General features: G+C 39.9%; 19 protein-coding genes. 8 read left to right on the top strand and 11 right to left on the bottom strand.

From position 1 onward, the window contains the following. Complete coding sequence (locus tag MHH40_RS12600) at positions 1–510, top strand: thiol:disulfide interchange protein (protein ID WP_050944427.1); 510 nt, start codon at positions 1–3, stop codon at positions 508–510. A 45-nt stretch (positions 511–555) separates the two neighbouring features. Here the strand turns inward: MHH40_RS12600 and MHH40_RS12595 are convergent, their stop codons facing one another. Further along, positions 556–960, bottom strand: a complete 405-nt coding sequence (locus MHH40_RS12595) for a hypothetical protein (protein WP_050944428.1) — start codon at positions 958–960, stop codon at positions 556–558. Positions 961–1,487: 527 nt separating this feature from the next. Between MHH40_RS12595 and MHH40_RS12590 the strand changes: the two genes are divergently transcribed. The 4 genes from MHH40_RS12590 (at position 1,488) to rpsN (ending at position 3,768) form a co-directional block, all read left to right on the top strand. Further along, entirely contained in the window at positions 1,488–1,910 is a 423-nt protein-coding gene (locus tag MHH40_RS12590; protein ID WP_050944429.1) for a DUF5362 family protein, read from the top strand. A gap of 144 nt (positions 1,911–2,054) precedes the next feature. Next, entirely contained in the window at positions 2,055–2,204 is a 150-nt protein-coding gene (gene rpmG, locus MHH40_RS12585) for a 50S ribosomal protein L33 (RefSeq protein WP_003214771.1), read from the top strand. 81 nt (positions 2,205–2,285) lie between these two features. Continuing rightward, on the top strand, positions 2,286–3,482 hold the full coding sequence (locus MHH40_RS12580; protein WP_050944430.1) for a GTP-binding protein: 1,197 nt from the start codon (positions 2,286–2,288) through the stop codon (positions 3,480–3,482). 16 nt (positions 3,483–3,498) lie between these two features. Further along, positions 3,499–3,768, top strand: a complete 270-nt coding sequence (gene rpsN, locus MHH40_RS12575; RefSeq protein WP_003215208.1) for a 30S ribosomal protein S14 — start codon at positions 3,499–3,501, stop codon at positions 3,766–3,768. A 253-nt stretch (positions 3,769–4,021) separates the two neighbouring features. On the opposite strand, the gene moaA is transcribed toward rpsN, so the two are convergent. Both moaA and fdhD read right to left on the bottom strand, forming a co-directional pair. Continuing rightward, positions 4,022–5,029 carry a GTP 3',8-cyclase MoaA gene (moaA, locus tag MHH40_RS12570; protein ID WP_050944432.1) on the bottom strand — a complete coding sequence of 336 codons (1,008 nt, stop codon included), beginning with the start codon at positions 5,027–5,029 and terminating at the stop codon, positions 4,022–4,024. Positions 5,030–5,039: 10 nt separating this feature from the next. Further along, a complete protein-coding gene (gene fdhD, locus MHH40_RS12565; RefSeq protein ID WP_050944433.1) occupies positions 5,040–5,828 on the bottom strand; it encodes a formate dehydrogenase accessory sulfurtransferase FdhD in 789 nt (262 codons plus the stop codon). A gap of 136 nt (positions 5,829–5,964) precedes the next feature. Here fdhD and MHH40_RS12560 point away from each other — a divergent pair, with 136 nt between their 5' ends. Both MHH40_RS12560 and MHH40_RS12555 read left to right on the top strand, forming a co-directional pair. Then, positions 5,965–7,230, top strand: coding sequence for an L-lactate MFS transporter (locus MHH40_RS12560; protein ID WP_003214916.1), 1,266 nt, complete (start codon positions 5,965–5,967; stop codon positions 7,228–7,230). 82 nt (positions 7,231–7,312) lie between these two features. After that, a complete protein-coding gene (locus tag MHH40_RS12555) occupies positions 7,313–9,661 on the top strand; it encodes an FdhF/YdeP family oxidoreductase (protein WP_050944434.1) in 2,349 nt (782 codons plus the stop codon). 52 nt (positions 9,662–9,713) lie between these two features. Here MHH40_RS12555 and MHH40_RS12550 read toward each other — a convergent pair whose 3' ends face one another. The 6 genes from MHH40_RS12550 to MHH40_RS12525 all read right to left on the bottom strand — a co-directional run bounded on the left by MHH40_RS12550 (position 9,714) and on the right by MHH40_RS12525 (position 15,214). Further along, positions 9,714–10,391, bottom strand: a complete 678-nt coding sequence (locus MHH40_RS12550) for a VWA domain-containing protein (protein ID WP_050944435.1) — start codon at positions 10,389–10,391, stop codon at positions 9,714–9,716. A gap of 82 nt (positions 10,392–10,473) precedes the next feature. Next, a complete protein-coding gene (locus tag MHH40_RS12545; RefSeq protein ID WP_080984771.1) occupies positions 10,474–11,172 on the bottom strand; it encodes a VWA domain-containing protein in 699 nt (232 codons plus the stop codon). 326 nt (positions 11,173–11,498) lie between these two features. Continuing rightward, positions 11,499–12,524: a stage II sporulation protein D gene (gene spoIID / locus MHH40_RS12540; RefSeq protein ID WP_044140138.1), complete on the bottom strand. Its 1,026-nt coding sequence runs from the start codon at positions 12,522–12,524 to the stop codon at positions 11,499–11,501. A 256-nt stretch (positions 12,525–12,780) separates the two neighbouring features. Next, positions 12,781–14,088: a UDP-N-acetylglucosamine 1-carboxyvinyltransferase gene (gene murA / locus MHH40_RS12535; protein ID WP_003214862.1), complete on the bottom strand. Its 1,308-nt coding sequence runs from the start codon at positions 14,086–14,088 to the stop codon at positions 12,781–12,783. A 32-nt stretch (positions 14,089–14,120) separates the two neighbouring features. After that, a complete protein-coding gene (locus MHH40_RS12530) occupies positions 14,121–14,855 on the bottom strand; it encodes a YwmB family TATA-box binding protein (RefSeq protein ID WP_050944436.1) in 735 nt (244 codons plus the stop codon). A 128-nt stretch (positions 14,856–14,983) separates the two neighbouring features. Then, positions 14,984–15,214 (bottom strand): DUF1146 family protein, encoded by a 231-nt coding sequence (locus MHH40_RS12525; protein WP_003214947.1) that lies wholly within the window; start codon positions 15,212–15,214, stop codon positions 14,984–14,986. 170 nt (positions 15,215–15,384) lie between these two features. On the opposite strand from MHH40_RS12525, the gene MHH40_RS12520 reads away from it, so the two are divergent. After that, a complete protein-coding gene (locus MHH40_RS12520) occupies positions 15,385–15,858 on the top strand; it encodes a hypothetical protein (RefSeq protein WP_050944706.1) in 474 nt (157 codons plus the stop codon). 42 nt (positions 15,859–15,900) lie between these two features. Here MHH40_RS12520 and MHH40_RS12515 read toward each other — a convergent pair whose 3' ends face one another. Next, positions 15,901–16,296, bottom strand: coding sequence for a F0F1 ATP synthase subunit epsilon (locus MHH40_RS12515; protein ID WP_050944437.1), 396 nt, complete (start codon positions 16,294–16,296; stop codon positions 15,901–15,903). 24 nt (positions 16,297–16,320) lie between these two features. After that, on the bottom strand, positions 16,321–17,742 hold the full coding sequence (atpD, locus tag MHH40_RS12510) for a F0F1 ATP synthase subunit beta (RefSeq protein ID WP_034660283.1): 1,422 nt from the start codon (positions 17,740–17,742) through the stop codon (positions 16,321–16,323). Positions 17,743–17,764 lie beyond the last annotated feature (22 nt).

Genomic DNA, 17,764 nt, shown 5'->3' with positions numbered 1-17,764 from the left:
ATGACTTCAATCTTACTTTTACAGCTAACTCTTATTCTTTGTAGCCTTTTATTGACGATCGGAATCATGATCTATTTAAAACACCAGATGGAATTAATCATCTTACCGATCCAGCATGTTGGACAAAAACTTGTTCATCCGCTACTCGAAAAACCATCACCTATTCAAATAAATGATCTACTGCAAACCAATCACAAGCAGCTGCTGCTTATATTCACTGACACAGCATGTCCGCATTGCATCCCATCACTGGAACAATTCCTAGAAACGAAAAAGCAGCGTCAATTAGCCATTTCTTTTAGTATTTTGCTAAAGAATGGGAAAGAAGAGGATCAAGAATTATATCGTGATAACCAAACCAACATGCGAATTATCTCAGTGGACGAACAAATGATAGGCGCCTTTCATATTGAAGAGTTTCCATATTACATCATGGTAGAAGAAGATAAAACAATCTCATATGCAGCCCCTTTTCCGGATGGTCTTTATTCAAGGTTTTCTGCAAAATAAACATAAATGAGGCATGTGAAGATAACAAACACACGCCTCATTTTTTTATTGGTTTGGATCTGCCTGAACATCCTGATCCTTTTCCCTTGCGGCGATTTCACTCGCTTCACTTGAAGCTGTGGCTTGTTCCTCAGCTTGTTCAAACTCACTGCGAGCCTCATTTGAAATATCTACTTGGTCACCATGCTGATTCACAGTAACGGACGAAGAAGACGATTCTTTTTGAACCTCTTTCTCTAGTTCCTTTAATTTAGACACATGAAGCTCTAAATCTTTTCCTTGCTGAACTAGAGTCAGTTGTTGAAATAATGCCTTTCTCTCTTCTGGAGAATGGTCGCCTTGAACAATTTTCGCTGCTTCGTTTAAAAAAGAATTGGATGTTTGACTCGCTTGACGACTGTTTGACGTCTGCATAGCATTTGTTAAGAATGAAATTGAAGATATGCTCATGCGTTCACATCCTATTAAATAAAATCCTTGAATTTAGCAGCCACATCTAATGCGTTCTTGGCTAGTACAAATCTCACCTGTATCACGATCCACGTAGTAACGGAAAGTTCCAACACCTTGAAGGAAACAAGTTGGCGCTGATTTGCATGAAGTGACTAATTTTTGCAAAATACATCTTGAAGCTGCAGGTTGAACATTGGTCATTTTGTTTAAGAAACGATCTAACATATGAATTCCACCTTCCAATTTTTATGGTAATACAACACAATAATAACCAATTACAAGACAACTAACAACATATTTTGATAATTTTACTAATTATTTTTAACTACTAATCTTATTTATCACATAAATTGTCGTTAAAATTCATAGTAAATGTTACTTTTTTCTTATTCGAAGATAATTTATTTATCCATAAATAGTAAAGTGAAGATAGAAATTTTTAAAAATTGTTCTACATTCACTCTTCCTAAAGTACTACCTGCTCAAGTATGATAAAGAGTGAATACATAAAGGAGTGAACACCATTGCAACAAACTGAGAAAATCATTCAATCTCTTCATTCGATCACAAAGTGGGGAAAAGTTGGTAGTATATTTCTCTATATTTCAGGTGGCTTAGCTATTCTTATTGGTTTTTGGCTTGTTCTTCCTGCTGCCCTTGGCGTCTTCCTCATTATGATGGGAATCCATGTACAAAAATCTGTAAACGCAGCGGAACAATTAATTCAAGCTCCTGATACTTCTTATGAAGAGTTATTAGAACAATATGCTAAGATGATGAAAATGCAGACACTATTTGCCATATCAAGTATTGTCGCAGCCATTCTATCATTCATCGCCATTATCCTGATGCTGGTATTAGGCGGTCTAGCATTTCTTCAAGAAATTCCTAGTGACATTCAGCACTACGAAGGTGAATACGAAGAAGAGCTTGGTGACTTTTATTAATGGAGAGGGGGTATCAATGAACATTTGATACCCCTTTTCTTTGATATTTGGCATCGTTTTACCCTTCTAAGCTTGACATTCTATCTTGATCATTTTAAAATACAAATCGTAACCATTACGAATTAAAGGAGGTTCCTATTACCGATGCGTGTAAAAATTACCTTAGCCTGTACTGAAACTGGTGACAGAAACTATATCACAACAAAGAATAAAAGAACGAATCCGGACCGACTGGAGTTAAAAAAATATTCTCCTCGGTTAAAGAAATATACCCTTCATAGAGAAACAAAATAATTTTTTAGGTTTCAAATCGTAATCATTACTTTTTAAGAGAGGCGGAAATGAACATGAGCATTGGCAAAGGGACAGAAGGAAATGAATAAGCGAATACCCGTTACAGTATTAAGTGGTTTTTTAGGAGCTGGAAAAACAACGATATTAAATCATGTACTACAAAATCGTAAAGGGTTAAAAGTAGCTGTTATTGTTAATGACATGAGCGAAATTAATATTGATGCAGAACTAATCAAACAAGGCGGTGAGCTCTCTCGATCAGATGAGAAGCTAGTTGAATTATCTAATGGTTGTATTTGCTGCACATTAAGAGAAGATTTGTTAATCGAAGTAGAGCGCCTATGTAAGACTGGTCATATTGATTATATTGTCATTGAGTCAACAGGTATTAGTGAACCTATTCCAGTCGCGCAAACTTTCTCTTATATTGATGAAGAAATGGGGATAGATTTGACGCGCTTTTGCCGGCTAGACACGATGGTCACTGTTGTAGATGCGAACCGTTTCTGGACCGACTTCCAGTCAGGAGAAAGTCTATTAGACCGTAAACAAGCCGTTTCCGATGATGACGAACGAGAAATTTCCGATTTACTGATTGATCAAATTGAATTTTGCGATGTGTTGATTATCAATAAGTGTGATCTAGTATCAAACTCAGAATTAGACCGACTTGAGCACGTGCTGACCACACTTCAACCAGAAGCATCTATCATCAGAACCTCAAAAGGGCAAGTAAAGCCAAGTGACATTTTAAATACTGGTTTATTCGATTTTGAAAAGTCCAGTGCTTCTGCTGGCTGGATTAAAGAAATCAACGCTGGGCATTCTCAGCATACGCCAGAAACAGAAGAATACCAAATCTCATCCTTTGTTTATGAAAGAAGACTTCCCTTCCATACTGGCAGGTTAAATAATTGGTTAGATCAGATGCCAGAGCAAATAGTTCGCGCTAAAGGATTTACATGGCTTGCCACACATCATGATTTAACCATTTTAATTTCACAGGCTGGAAAATCTGTTGCGATTGAACCAATTGCCTACTGGATTGCTGCCTTGCCTGAGCAAGAAAAAGCACAGATATTAAAGCAAGAACCAGAGCTTCTTGATGAGTGGGACGCAGAATTTGGTGACAGGCATACAAAACTTGTGTTTATTGGCGTAGATTTACCTAAAGCAGATATCATTCGCACACTTGATCAATGCTTACTCACACCTGAGGAATTTGATCAAGAATGGACTACGTTTGAAGACCCCTTTCAATGGAAAATCCAACATTAAGCCAGGAGGGTTTTAAATGGCAAAGAAATCTAAAATTGCTAAAGAAAAAAAGCGGCAGCAGCTTGTATTGAAATATGCAGAATTAAGAAAAGAGTTGAAAGAAAAAGGTGAATATGAAGCTTTAAGGAAATTACCTAGAGACTCTTCCCCTACTCGCTTAAAAAACCGCTGTGAGTTAACCGGTCGTCCTAGAGGTTACTTACGAAAATTTAAAATGTCCAGAATTGCTTTTCGTGAGCTTGCCTATAAGGGCCAAATTCCAGGAGTGAAAAAATCGAGTTGGTAAAGATTGAGTTGATCTTATCACAGCTCCCATAAAAGTAAAGCAGTAAAAAATGTTGAAAAATCTATTTTCTAAGCATATCTCAACCTTTTTGAGCCACAAAATAACATTTTAAAAACCAGCAGAGTTTCTGCTGGTTTTTGATCATGACAGAATTCTAAGATGAATAGACCTATTTCTATAAAAGGATTTTCAACAATGATTACGACATTTTCTCTACTTTTCAAAAAATCATGATCATGATACTTTGTTGTCACTACCCACCGATGTATGACATTTCAACTTTTTTCTGATCTTTCTTCTGCTCTCTCTCAGCTGAATATTGATCATCTCTATTCGACCATAGTTCCTTCAATATGTTCTTTATATCTTCATTATCTTTTGTTGAGCGAATCACCCGCTTCAGATCAAAACCCGATGATGCAAAAAGACATGTAAACAATTCACCGCGAGCAGAAAGTCTCGCTCTATTACATGTTCCACAAAAGGCATCTGAAACAGAAGAAATAATGCCTATCTCTCCTGAACCATCTTGGTAATAGAATCGGTTGGCTACTTCACCTGGATATTGAGGAGGTTCTGGTTTGATGGGAAATGTTGAATCAATTAGACCAATAATCTCTTTCTTTGTCATGACATGCTCTAGATTCCATTTGTTCGTATTTCCGACATCCATAAACTCGATAAATCTGAGAACATGTCCTTCTTTTTTAAAGTAAGCTGCCATTGGTAAGACATCCTGATCATTCACACCTTTTTGAACAACCATATTGATCTTAATAGCAAGTCCAGCTTTTTTTGCAGCCTCAATCCCATCAAACACTTTTTGGATAGAAATATTCCTTCCGTTCATTTGCTTGAAACGGTCAGGGTTTAATGAATCCAAACTAATGGTGACTCTTTGAAGACCTGCTTTCTTTAACTTTTCAGCATATACAGGTAAAAGCGTTCCATTGGTTGTCATAGCAATATCTTCGATTCCTGGAATTTTCGAGAGCTTTTCTATTAAGATAGGCAAATCTTTTCGCATTAAGGGTTCACCACCCGTGATGCGTATTTTCACCACACCTAGGTCCTTTGCAAAAAGGGTAGCAAGCTGTTCAATTTCTTCGAAACTAAGCAGTTCTTCTTTATTCAAAAAAGGATAATCTGGTCCAAAAATTTCAGCAGGCATACAGTACGTACATCTAAAGTTACAGCGATCTGTTACTGATATTCTTAAATCGCGCAATGGTCGATGTCTCTTATCCAATATACTGTCCATACTTTGCCTCCTATTCTGTTATACGCTGATGGTGAGTGTATATATTAAAAGATTCTCCTCTGACAAATCCAACTGTCGTGATATTTAATTCTTCTGCCATATTAAGCGCCAGCTCAGTAGGTGCTGATTTTGAGATGACGATCGACACTCCTAGTTTTGCTGCCTTCAATAGAACTTCTGACGATATCCGGCCGCTAAACACAAGGATTTTATCTCTAAGCGGAATTCGATGAAGTAAACAGTATCCATAGATTTTATCTAAAGCATTATGTCTTCCTATATCAGTTCTAGTGATGAATAGCTTTTCTGTGTCACACAGTCCAGCATTATGCACACCACCAGTATGTTGAAACAATTGACTTTCTTCTTGTAAACATTTCATTAGGCGTATACAAGTATCAGCAGAAATGTTGATTCGATCAATGGCTGTTTTTGCTGTTTTCACATCTTGGAGAAAATAAAAATGTCTCCCTTTCCCGCAGCAAGAACCAATCACCCGCTTTGTAAAATCTGATGACTGAAATCGGCTTGAGTGAACTAAATCAACATAGGCAAAGCCCATACTTTCATCTATTGTAAACCTTTTAATCTCATTTTCAAATCGAATGACTCCTTCTGAAGCTAAAAAACCGATCACCAATTCTTTCAAATGATCTGGTGAACAAACAAGTGTTACAAATTCCTCTCCATTCACGATCACAGTTAAAGGAAATTCTTCTACAACTTCATCTGTTTTGCAAGTAAATTGACCTTCACGGTATTGGTGTATAACTCGTTTCTTTTTAACAGAAGGATTCATTGTATGATCTTCCTTTCAGCACAAATTTAGTTATATGAACCAATCGAATTGTGATATTATTTTAAAAAGTCATAAAAATGTAACATATTTCTATCTTATCAAACTTTTTGATTGCTTTATATGGGGGGGGAACAAAATGAATAAATCGAAAAATCGCTGGCTCATCGCAACAAGTGCTGTAGGAATTCATTTATCTATTGGGTCTGTTTATGCTTGGAGTGTTTTTACGAATCCTTTACATCAGGCCTTTCAGTGGTCATTGACAGAAATAAGCCTGACCTTCAGTATTGCTATTTTATTTTTAGGATTATCTGCTGCTTTCATGGGGCATTTCGTTGAAAGATATGGCCCAAGGGCATCAGGGCTCTTCTCAGCAATTTTCTTCGGTATCGGGATGACAGGGTCAGGATTCGCTGTACACATGTCCTCACTCCCTCTCCTCTATTTATTTTATGGTGTACTCGCTGGGATAGGATTAGGGGTAGGCTACATTGCACCTGTATCAACTTTAGTGAAATGGTTTCCGGACCGAAGAGGACTTGCAACCGGCTTAGCTATTATGGGTTTTGGATTTGCGTCTCTTATTTGCAGCCCAATTATCCAATATCTCATTGAAAAAGTAGATATCGCAAATACCTTTTACATTCTTGGAATTTCCTATTTTATGATCATGGTGATTTCATCTCTTTATTTATCACCACCAACACCTGATGACGTCAAACAATTTGATGTGTTAAAAACAAATCAAAGAAAAATCCCTCAGGATTTATCACAGCTTACAGCAAATGAAGCGATCAAAACACGACGTTTTTATTATTTGTGGCTCATGCTCTTTATTAATATCACATGCGGAATTGCCATTATTTCAGTAGCATCGCCTCTTGCTCAAGAAAGTGTTGGATTCACTGCTGGTGCTGCAGCTACCCTTGTTGGCATTTTAGGTGCTTTTAATGGTTTAGGACGGATTGGCTGGGCTTCCTTCTCAGATTATATCGGAAGGCCGAATACGTATACAATCTTCTTTAGTATCCAGCTCATTGCCTTTCCTTTACTTCCCTACTTAAAAGAACCGCTCGTCTTTTCAATCGTGATGGCGATCATTTATACGTGCTATGGAGGAGGGTTTGCCTCAATTCCAGCCTATATTGGGGATTTATTTGGCACGAAACAACTTGGTGCCATACACGGTTATATTTTGACAGCCTGGGCAGCTGCTGGTTTAGCAGGACCTTTATTTTCATCCTTTATCCGGGATATAACAGGTAACTACACGCAGAGTCTGATGGTGTTCTCTGGCTTATTTTTCATCGCTTTTATCATATCTCTTCTCATACGGAAGGATATTCAGCAGCTTAGAGAAACAAACCTTACTGCTGATGCTTCTGTCTCATCCCGACCTTAATTTGAATTTGACAGAATCACAATCTAAAGGTAATTTTTAGATATGAAAACGCTTTATAAAGTAATAGGAGGGTGATGATATCATGGGGAAAACAAAACATAAGGGGCCTATTAAGCTTAATAAAAAACCCTCACCAAAGCTATGGGCCTCTTTTGCGCCTATGGGACTTGGAAAAGTAAAGCCGAAACACATTCGAGATACGATGAAAGTGGCTTGGGAGAACAAGGATAATCTCCCCTATGCATATCGCATTTTAACGCAAGGCGTGTGTGACGGCTGTGCCCTTGGTGTTTCAGGGCTATATGACCAAACGCTCGCAGGACCTCATATATGCACCACAAGACTAAATGTACTTCGTCTTAATACAATGCCAGCTATTGATCCAAAATGGTTTGAAGACATTCAACAGCTCAAACAAATGGACAGCACTACTCTCCGCAAACTTGGCCGTATCCCTTATCCACTGATTCGAAAAAAAGGTGACAATGCCTTTACACGTATTTCCTGGGATGATGCATTAGATCAAATCGCAGCTAAAATCAAATCAATTGATAAACGGCAGCTCGCTTTCTATTTAACAGCTAGAGGAATTACAAATGAAGTCTACTATACCGCTGCGAAGGCAGCTCGCTTTATCGGGACAAATCATATTGATAATGCGTCTCGCATTTGTCATTCACCGAGCAAAACCGCTCTTAAGCGATCCCTTGGGATAGGAGCCTCCAGCTGTAATTACAACGATTGGATCGGAACAGATGTCTTAATTTTTTGGGGATCTGTCGCAGCAAACAATCAGCCCGTTTCCACTAAATATATGTATGCGGCGAAAAAGAAAGGAACCAAAATTATTGTCATCAATCCGTACAAAGAGCCTGCCATGGAAAAGTACTGGGTTCCCTCTATTCCAGAAAGTGCTTTATTCGGCACAAAAATCGCGGATGATTTCTATCAAGTCAATATAGGCGGCGATATTGCATTTATGAATGGTGTCATCAAACATTGGTTTGACATGGAGCAGCACGCGCCCCATTCCGCTCTTGATCATGAATTTATTCAAGCCCATACTACCGGCATACAGGATTTACAGCAGCATGTCGCACAGTTGAAATGGGAAGACCTTGAAGCATCATCAGGCTTATCAAAAGAAAGAATGAAGGAATTTGCGATCCTTCTTGCCAATGCCAATTCAGGCGTTTTCATTTGGAGCATGGGTCTTACTCAGCACCGCTTTGCAACTGATAATATATCACAGGTTGCCAACCTTGCTATGTTACGTGGGTTTATTGGCAGGAAACATTGTGGTGTCATGCCAATTCGCGGGCATAGCGGTGTTCAAGGTTCTGGTGAAATGGGTGCTGACCCGTTTGTTTTGCCGGGCAGTGATTTTGATGAAGAGAATATTGAAAGAATCGAAAAGATTTGGGGGTTTGACATTCCGAAATGGCATGGTGACACCATTGGGCAATCATTTGAGAAAATGGCTCTCCCTAAAGAACATCCGCAAAAACTCAAAATGCTGTTTACGAGTGGCGGGAACTTTTTAGAAACGATGCCAAATCCAGATGCGATTGAAAAAGCTTTATCTGGGCTTGAACTTCGTGTCCATCAAGATATCATTTTGAATACCTCTACACTTGTAGAGGCAGAAGAGACGGTAATTATTCTCCCTGCTATGACAAGATATGAGCAGCCAGGAGGCGGTACTTCCACTAGTACGGAACGCATGGTATATTTCAGTCCAGAAATTGAAGGACCTCGGATTGAGGAAGCCAGAGCAGAATGGGATATTTATATGGATCTTGCAAAAAGAGTACGTCCACAAGATGCGGAGCTGATTCATTTCGAAACGGCTGAAGACATTCGCCGTGAGATTGCGATCGCAAATCGAAACTATGATGGCATCCAGCATTTACGTCATAAAGGAGACGTTTTCCAATGGGGAGGTGCCTGGCTATGTGAAGACGGAGAGTGTCCAACACCGGATGGCAAAGGACATCTCCTTCCTGCCCAGCTGCCTCAATACCGAAAAACCGAGGGACATTTTAATATTACGACAAGAAGAGGAAAGCAATTCAACTCCATGATCTATAGTGAAAAGGATGCCTTTAATGGTGGGAAGCGTCATTCCATCTTGATGAATGAAGAAGATGCTAAAGAGCTTTATGTCAAAGAAGGTGATCCAGTTGTTTTGTTTAATCAGTATGGATCCTACCAAGGAGTCGCTCAATTTGGGGAGTTGAAACGTGGCAATATCGCTGTTTACTGGCCTGAAGGGAACGTTTTAATTCCAAAGGGTGTGTATGAGAGCTACTCACAGATTCCCGAATATAATACGGCGGCCATATTAGAAAAAGCCGAAACCTTTCATGCAAGAAAAGACCAGCACTACGTGGAGAAACGAATTGATGAATTAGAAACCACCTTGAATTGATCTTCAACTAAAAAACAGCTGGGGAAAACAATCCCCAGCTCCCATTCATATCCTACTGACTAAAAGTGCTCGCTGCATTTTGTAGAATGTAATTCAATTCTTCGGCATTTGCAGCCGGTTGATATTGTCCACCGCCTGCTTTTGCAACAGACTTTAGACTTCTGGCTTCTTTTTCATTCACGTCAAAGCCAATGATATTAACAATGGTGTCAATTCCACCTTCATGTAATTCCTTTGCTGCTTGTGAAGGGCTTCCTCCACAAGTTTCTTTACCATCGCTGACGACGTAGACAATATTTTTCCCTTCAGCCTGGTGATCTTCAAAATCTTGCTTCGTATCTGTTAATGCTTTTGCAAGTGGTGTCCATCCGGTTGGCTTATACACATTCAGCGCTTGCTGAAATGTTGATGACTCATATGAACCAAATCCATAAACGGCTTCAGAGCTTTCACAAGAAATTGCTTTTCCAGCATTTTTATTGGTTCCTTCATGACCAAACACACGAAGAAGAACTTGTGTATCATCTGATAAAATACTTGCGAAGCTTTGAATAGAACGTTTGGCGATATCGATTTTCTTTTCGCCTTCAACTGATTGCGCCATGCTGCCGCTTAGATCGAGTAATATCACCACATGAGCCGGCCCCTGTTTTTTTGTCACAGCATGAGCTGGTGAAGAAAGAAGCAGGACAAGACTAGCCAAAATGGTTAATACGATATTGCGTTTCATTCATAAAAACCTCCCTTTTTACATTTGTACAGAAAAAGAGAAACGAAAGCATACATCAATCGTTTCCCTTTTGTTCAGCAAGTTATTCGTGTAGTTTTAATGATTCTGCTGACAGGATAGAACCCATTTCTTTACCAGTGCTTGCTTGGTAGTAATGCCCTTTACCAGCTTTGGCTACTTGCTTTAATTGACCTTCATAGCCATCATTAAAGTCTAATCCAATGACATTAACAACAGTCGAACCTTTTGAGTTATGCAATTCTTTTGCTACTTTTACTGGATCTCCGCCACAAGTTTCTTCGCCATCAGTGATGAGGTACACAATATGTTTTGTTCCATTATTAAGCTGCTCATCCGCTTGCTTTGCATGTTCAAGAGCACGAGCAATCGGTGTCCAGCCATTTGGTCCAAGTCCGTTTAAAGAGTTTTCAAAGCTTTCTTTTTCGTAAGGCTGTACGCCATAAACGCCTCTAATGACTTCACATGATTGAGCTTTACCTGAATTTTTGTTGTTTCCTTCAGAGCCAAACAAGCTCATACGAATTTTAGCGTCTTTTGGAAGTGACTGAGCAAATTTAAATACCTCTTGTTTTGCGAGGTCAAATTTGCGTTCTCCCTCTACTTTTCTTGCCATGCTTCCACTTGCATCAAGTAAGATGGTGACTCTTACATCTTTGTTATGTTTTTTGACTGTAGATGCTTTTGCAAATACAGGTGAAGAGATCGACATAGATAATGTCAATACAGCTAAGGTTACGAGTGTAAATACTTTTTTCAACATCATTTTTTCCTTCCTCCCTATGTATTAAATTGAAACATCTTAATCGTAAAATATTCTGTCTTGGAATGGTATAGGACTCGGTCCCTTTTTCTCTTTCATCAAAATCACTAAAAATCTGTCAGTTGTCTAGATACATTCACCCAACACATCATTTTTTCTCTTGTTTTCTCCTTCTTTCGAGGGGCTTTGTATCGGCCATCGGTTCTTGTCGGGACGTAAATGTTTAAGATTTCCTGAGGTGCGTCTTAAGTCGCAAATTGACACATTCTGTTCAAAACTCTTGGAACACACAAAAAAGATGCCCCTATTCTGGAGGCACCTTTGCTTTATTTTTTAGCCATATACGTGTTAAGAAAACGATCAGCTGATTCAATTTGAATCCCTTTATAATAATGTTTCACGATAGCATCTACTTTTTTACCTGACTGTGCCATATAATGCGCACCGTACTGACTCATTCCAACACCATGGCCATACCCTTTTGTCGTAATGATAATTTGCTGGCCCTGTCGTTCCCATGTAAAGTCTGCTGAATGAAGTCCTAATGACTCTCGAATGTCTCTGCCTGTCAATGTTTTACCGTTTATTACGGCTTTTGCTACTTGATTTCCTGGTGTCCGCTCTACTATCTGTCCTACCTGAGCCTGCTGAGTGAGCGTCACACCTAATTTTTGCTGAAATTCACTAACTGGGATGGTTTTCTTGTTTTGAAATTTTGGCGATTTTTCGTCCCATTTACTTGAGACACTTTTCAAATATGGGATTTCATTTTTCCAATAAGCTTCGGCATTTTCCGTTTTCCCATTACTTGTTGAAAAGAATGAGGCATCAATTGGTTTCTCGTCATAAGTGAGCACTTTTCCTTGTGTGCTGGCGACAGCCTCTGTGACTTTTTTTAACTTCCAATTGTACGCTTTTCCCCAAATTTTCTTGAGTTCCTGCTTGTTTTTATACACTTGGAACATTTGGGTATCATCTACAAGAGAGCCCTTTGGTGATTTGACGGTCTTATCGATGATCATTTGTCTGACGATATACGTTCTTGCGGCGAGTGCCTGTGCCTTGAGTGCTTCCATCTCAAAATCAGCTGGCATTTCAGATGCTACGACACCAATCACATACTCTTCTAAGGGGATGTTTTCTACCTGCTGATGAGCTGAACGATAGACGGGGATAGCGACGGGTGATTGCTTCAATTTGACTGTACCCTTTACTTCTTTTTTAACTGATGGCTCCGCTGATACATGCTGGCTTGCCTCCGGTTTCCCTTGAAACGTCGGCAACACAAGTAAAGTTGGAATCATTAAAATAATGATGCATATTCCTGCGATTGTCCATATCATTGGTTTCATATTTGGCTGCCCCCATTTGTCATTGAATCTCTTTTATCCTATGGGCGGGGACAAGCTAATATGACAGCTTCTTTCATTCAGTGGACAAGTCTTTTGATGAAGATAAGAGGCTCTTTATCAACTGATTTTACTGTTCGTCTTTATGAATAAAATTTAAGATGGTTGGATACACTAGTGATAAGCTTTTAAAATAAAGCATTCTATGATTCTAAAAAAAAATCAGCATGCCCCAATGGACACACTGATTTCTTTATGATTACGCGTTCAGATCTGATACAACTTGTTCTTGTGTCACATCTGCTGTTTCATCATTTACTCTTTCAATATCTGCACCGATTGCTGCAAGCTTCTGGTGGAAGTTCACATAACCACGATCGATATGCTTCAACTCAGTGACACGTGTATGACCTTCTGCTACTAATCCAGCAAGTACAAGTGCTGCTCCTGCTCTTAAATCAGTCGCTGACACTTCAGCACCTTGAAGTTGAACCGGCCCGTTGATAATGACAGAGCGACCCTCAATTTTAATATCACCATTCATACGGCGGAATTCTTCTGCATGCATAAAGCGATTTTCAAATACCGTTTCTGTGATCATGCTTGTTCCGTTCGCACGAAGCAATAGCGCCATCATCTGAGATTGCATATCCGTTGGGAAACCAGGATGTGGCATTGTTTTTAGATCGATTGGCTTGAGCTCAGATGGTCCAATGACTCTTAAACCTTCTTCTTCTTCAATGATCTGAATACCCATTTCTTCCATTTTTGCTACAAGTGATGTCATGTGCTCCGGCACTGCGCCTTTCACAAGAACATTTCCTTCTGTAATGGCTGCTGCCACCATGAAAGTACCTGCTTCAATTCTGTCAGGGATGATGTTGTGTTTTGCACCGTGAAGTGTTTCCACACCTTCGATTTTGATTGTACCAGTACCAGCTCCGCGAACCTTACCACCCATGGCATTGATGTAGTTTGCCAAATCAACAATTTCAGGTTCTTTTGCTACGTTTTCTAAAATCGTTGTTCCTTCAGCTAATGCTGCTGCCATAATGATGTTTTCAGTTGCGCCCACACTTGGGAAATCCAAATAGATTTTCGCACCTTTTAAACGGCCTTGAACTTCAGCCTCGATGAAACCATTTCCTACTTGAATTTTAGCTCCCATTGCTTCAAAGCCTTTTAAATGCTGGTCAATTGGTCTTGAACCAATCGCACAGCCTCCAGGTAATGCAACTCTTGCATGACCTGTTCTTGCTAAAAGTGGTCCCATGACGAGCACAGACGCTCGCATTTTACGGACATACTCAAACGGAGCCTCAGTTTCTAGTGCATGAGATGCATCCACTGATACTTCGTTATTTTCAAAATGTACTTCTGCTCCTAAATGACGTAACACTTCATTGATTGTATATACATCGGAGAGCGTAGGTACATCACAAATTACGCTTTTTTCTGTACTTGCTAACAAAGATGCAGCGATAACTGGTAAAACGGCATTTTTTGCTCCTTCTACTTTAACTGTGCCGTTTAACTTTTGACCGCCGCGGACGATGATTTTTTCCAAGGTCTTCCCCTCCGCGTCCCAAATTCTCTATATTAATATTCAGTCGTTACGATTGGTGTGCCAACCGTAATCGTATGATTTTCGTTCATTTCCGAACTTCTGATGGCAATTTGAACATTCATTTTATCATTTGAAGTCATAATGAACTGTTCCCACTTATCTGTGTAAGCGGAAAGCGACACAAAATTAGACTCAACGAGATACTCAACTGGTTTTGCTTGAAATTCATTTGCTAACATTTCAGCCTTTTTTTGCAAAACAACATCCATCATACCATTTACATGACCATCGAGACAAGTAAAAATTACAAATTTCTCTTGTAATATGCTTTTTGCATGACGTACGAACTGATCATATGTATGCTTCCAGGTATTCAGTGGGCGAGCACCTTTTTGCTCATATAATAAATACGACTTTTGATTGGATTTTGTGTCGGTCTTCACGAGTAAAATTTTCGATAATGTATCATTTTTTTCATCTTTGTAAATTCCTGTGACTTTGGTGACATGTTTTTCTTCTTTTTCGGTCCACTCATACTGTCGTAGTTCGTCTCTCAAACGTTTCACTTTTTTTGAAAATTGTTCGGATGAAATGTCTACATTTGTTTTGGCGTGAAGAGTCCATCCATCTACTTCAATTTGCTGGCTTTTCAAACCTTCTGCTATTTGGACGAGCGGAGAAGATTCTTCCGCACGAACACCTTGAATCATCAGAACAAAAAAAAGAATAAACGCAAATAATGGCCAACCTTTTACATACTTTCTCACTTGTCATTCCCCCTTGCTACAAGTGTTGCCGCAAGGAGGTCTATGCATACGTGGAAAAGTCATCAAAGGCCATACTTTTGACACTTCTTTTTACGTTCCCGCATAAGACAGTGACCAAACCTTTTATGTTAGAACATATAAGGTATTTGTTTGGAGAAATTTAAGTAATCAAGGAAGAAATTGCTGACTGCAGATGCAATAGCAATGGTAATGAGCATCATCAGCAATCTTGCCTGAATGATTTTCCCTTTTTTAATCAGTGGGTCAATATTAACGGCAAGCAATGCCCACCATGTAATCGCAATAAAAAACAGGTGGATCACAATACTAACAATTGCTTGTTGTCCTACGTCTTCCATACAGTTGAATCCTCCTTATATTTATTTCTGTAAAGGAAAACTCCCTTTCATTATATCCTCGAAAATCGGAAAGATGAATCATTTGGAAAAAAGAGCTACATTTAGAGTAAATCCCCTCTTATCCTGGTGCCAAGGAGATGATATACTGCGTGTGGAAGGAGCTGAACATATTGAAAGATTCTTTTCCTGACTTTGTTGATTTGTACGGAGAACTGGTTCCCTCATTTGATCATGAATGGGAGGCCATTGCTTTCTACTTTGATTATAGACAGACACAGCTAGAAGAATTAGCGCAATTGTGTCATTTTCATAACATTTCTTTGGATTATTCTGAGGAGAGCCTGTATCAGTTAGAAACACTTTACTTTGATGCATTTACCAAGCAGTTGTTTGCTGAGTGGAAAATGCCAATAGATGCATTAGAAGCGATGATGAGTGTATATATGGGAGAGGTTGTCCTCCGTCATCATTCTGATGCTGACTGGGTGGTACGTCCTTATATGGACTCTCCGCATCAATATACGCTGGGTTTGCGCCGGCACAATAAAACGTGGCATAGTACGCAGTTTTGCGAGCACTTATATTTTGAAAAACAGGATTCTCACCCGTATGTGTCAATGTACCAATCCCTCATGTCATGCTAAAAAAAATCCTTCTTATCATTGTGATAAGAAGGATTTTCTGTTTTATTTCCCTGCTACATTTAAACGGTTTAATGCCCGTTTTAATGCGAGTTCCGCCCGGCGTACATCACTTTCATTCGGGTGGTTCAAATGCTCTTCAGCACGCTGTTTCGCTGATTTCGCACGATCGACATCAACTTTTTCTGATGTTTCAGCGGCCTGAGCAAGAATGGTTACTTGTTCAGGGCGGACTTCAACAAATCCGCCACTGACTGCAACCAATTCAGTTGATCCACTATGTTTTAAGCGAACTGCACCGATTTTTAGCGGAGCAACCATTGGAACGTGGCCAGCTAAAATACCAAGCTCACCGCTTTCTGCTCTGACACTGACCATTTCCACATCCGCTTGATACACTGGGCCGTCGGGAGTAACGATATTGACTTGAACGGTCTTCATGCTTTTACCCTCCTAAGGACCAGATTAGGCCTCTACACCCATCTCTTTGGCTTTTTCAACCACTTCTTCAATGCGTCCAACTAAGCGGAATGCATCTTCTGGAAGGTGATCGTATTTACCAGATAAGATTTCCTTGAAGCCTTTAACAGTTTCTTTCAATGGCACGTAAGAACCTTTTTGGCCAGTGAACTGCTCTGCTACGTGGAAGTTTTGAGATAGGAAGAATTGAACACGACGCGCTCTGTGTACCACAAGCTTATCGTCCTCTGATAATTCATCCATACCTAAAATGGCAATGATATCTTGTAGTTCTTTATAACGCTGCAATGTTTGCTGCACTTCACGCGCAATGGCATAGTGCTCTTCGCCAACGATCTCAGGTGCAAGTGCACGAGATGTTGAAGCAAGAGGATCAACCGCTGGGTAAATACCCATTTCAGTCAGCTTACGCTCAAGGTTTGTCGTTGCATCAAGGTGAGCGAACGTTGTTGCTGGAGCTGGATCCGTGTAGTCATCCGCAGGTACATAGATCGCTTGAATCGATGTAACCGATCCTACGTTTGTAGACGTGATACGCTCTTGCAGCTGACCCATTTCTGTTGCAAGTGTCGGCTGATAACCTACCGCTGAAGGCATACGTCCAAGAAGGGCTGATACTTCAGAACCTGCTTGTGTAAAGCGATAGATGTTATCGATGAAGAACAATACGTCTTGACCTAGTTCATCACGGAAATGCTCTGCCATTGTCAAACCAGTTAGGGCAACACGCATACGTGCACCTGGTGGCTCGTTCATTTGACCGAAGACCATGGCTGTTTTTTCGATAACGCCAGAATCTTTCATTTCGTAGTAAAGGTCGTTTCCTTCACGTGTACGCTCTCCAACACCAGCGAATACAGAAATACCGCCGTGTTCTTGTGCGATGTTGTTGATCAATTCTTGAATCAGAACGGTTTTACCTACACCGGCTCCACCGAATAGACCGATCTTTCCGCCCTTGATGTAAGGAGCAAGAAGGTCAACAACTTTAATACCCGTTTCAAGAATTTCAACTTCTGTAGAAAGTTGATCAAAAGAAGGCGCTTGTCTGTGGATTGGATCTCTTTGAGCTTCCACACCAAGTGGCTCATCTAAGTCAATATTATCTCCCAGTACGTTGAATACGCGTCCAAGTGTTACGTTACCAACTGGTACTGAAATTGGTTTTCCAAGGTCTACAGCTTCCATACCGCGCTTCACACCATCTGTTGATGCCATTGCGATGGTTCTGACTGTATTATCACCTAAATGTAGTGCTACTTCTAAAGTTAAGTCGATCGTAACTTCACTTTCACTTTCCGCTTTATGCGAAACTCTGATCGCATTATAAATCTCAGGCAAGTGACCGTCTTCAAAATGAACGTCTACGACTGGTCCCATGATCTGACTGATGCGTCCTGTTTTCATTGCATTCCCTCCTGACAATTAT

The organism is Bacillus sp. FSL K6-2431, assembly GCF_038005165.1.
GTDB classification, from domain to species: Bacteria; Bacillota; Bacilli; order Bacillales; family Bacillaceae; genus Bacillus; species Bacillus pumilus.
The sequence above is the reverse complement of the archived record's forward strand: the minus strand, read 5'-3'. Positions and strand labels throughout refer to the sequence as shown.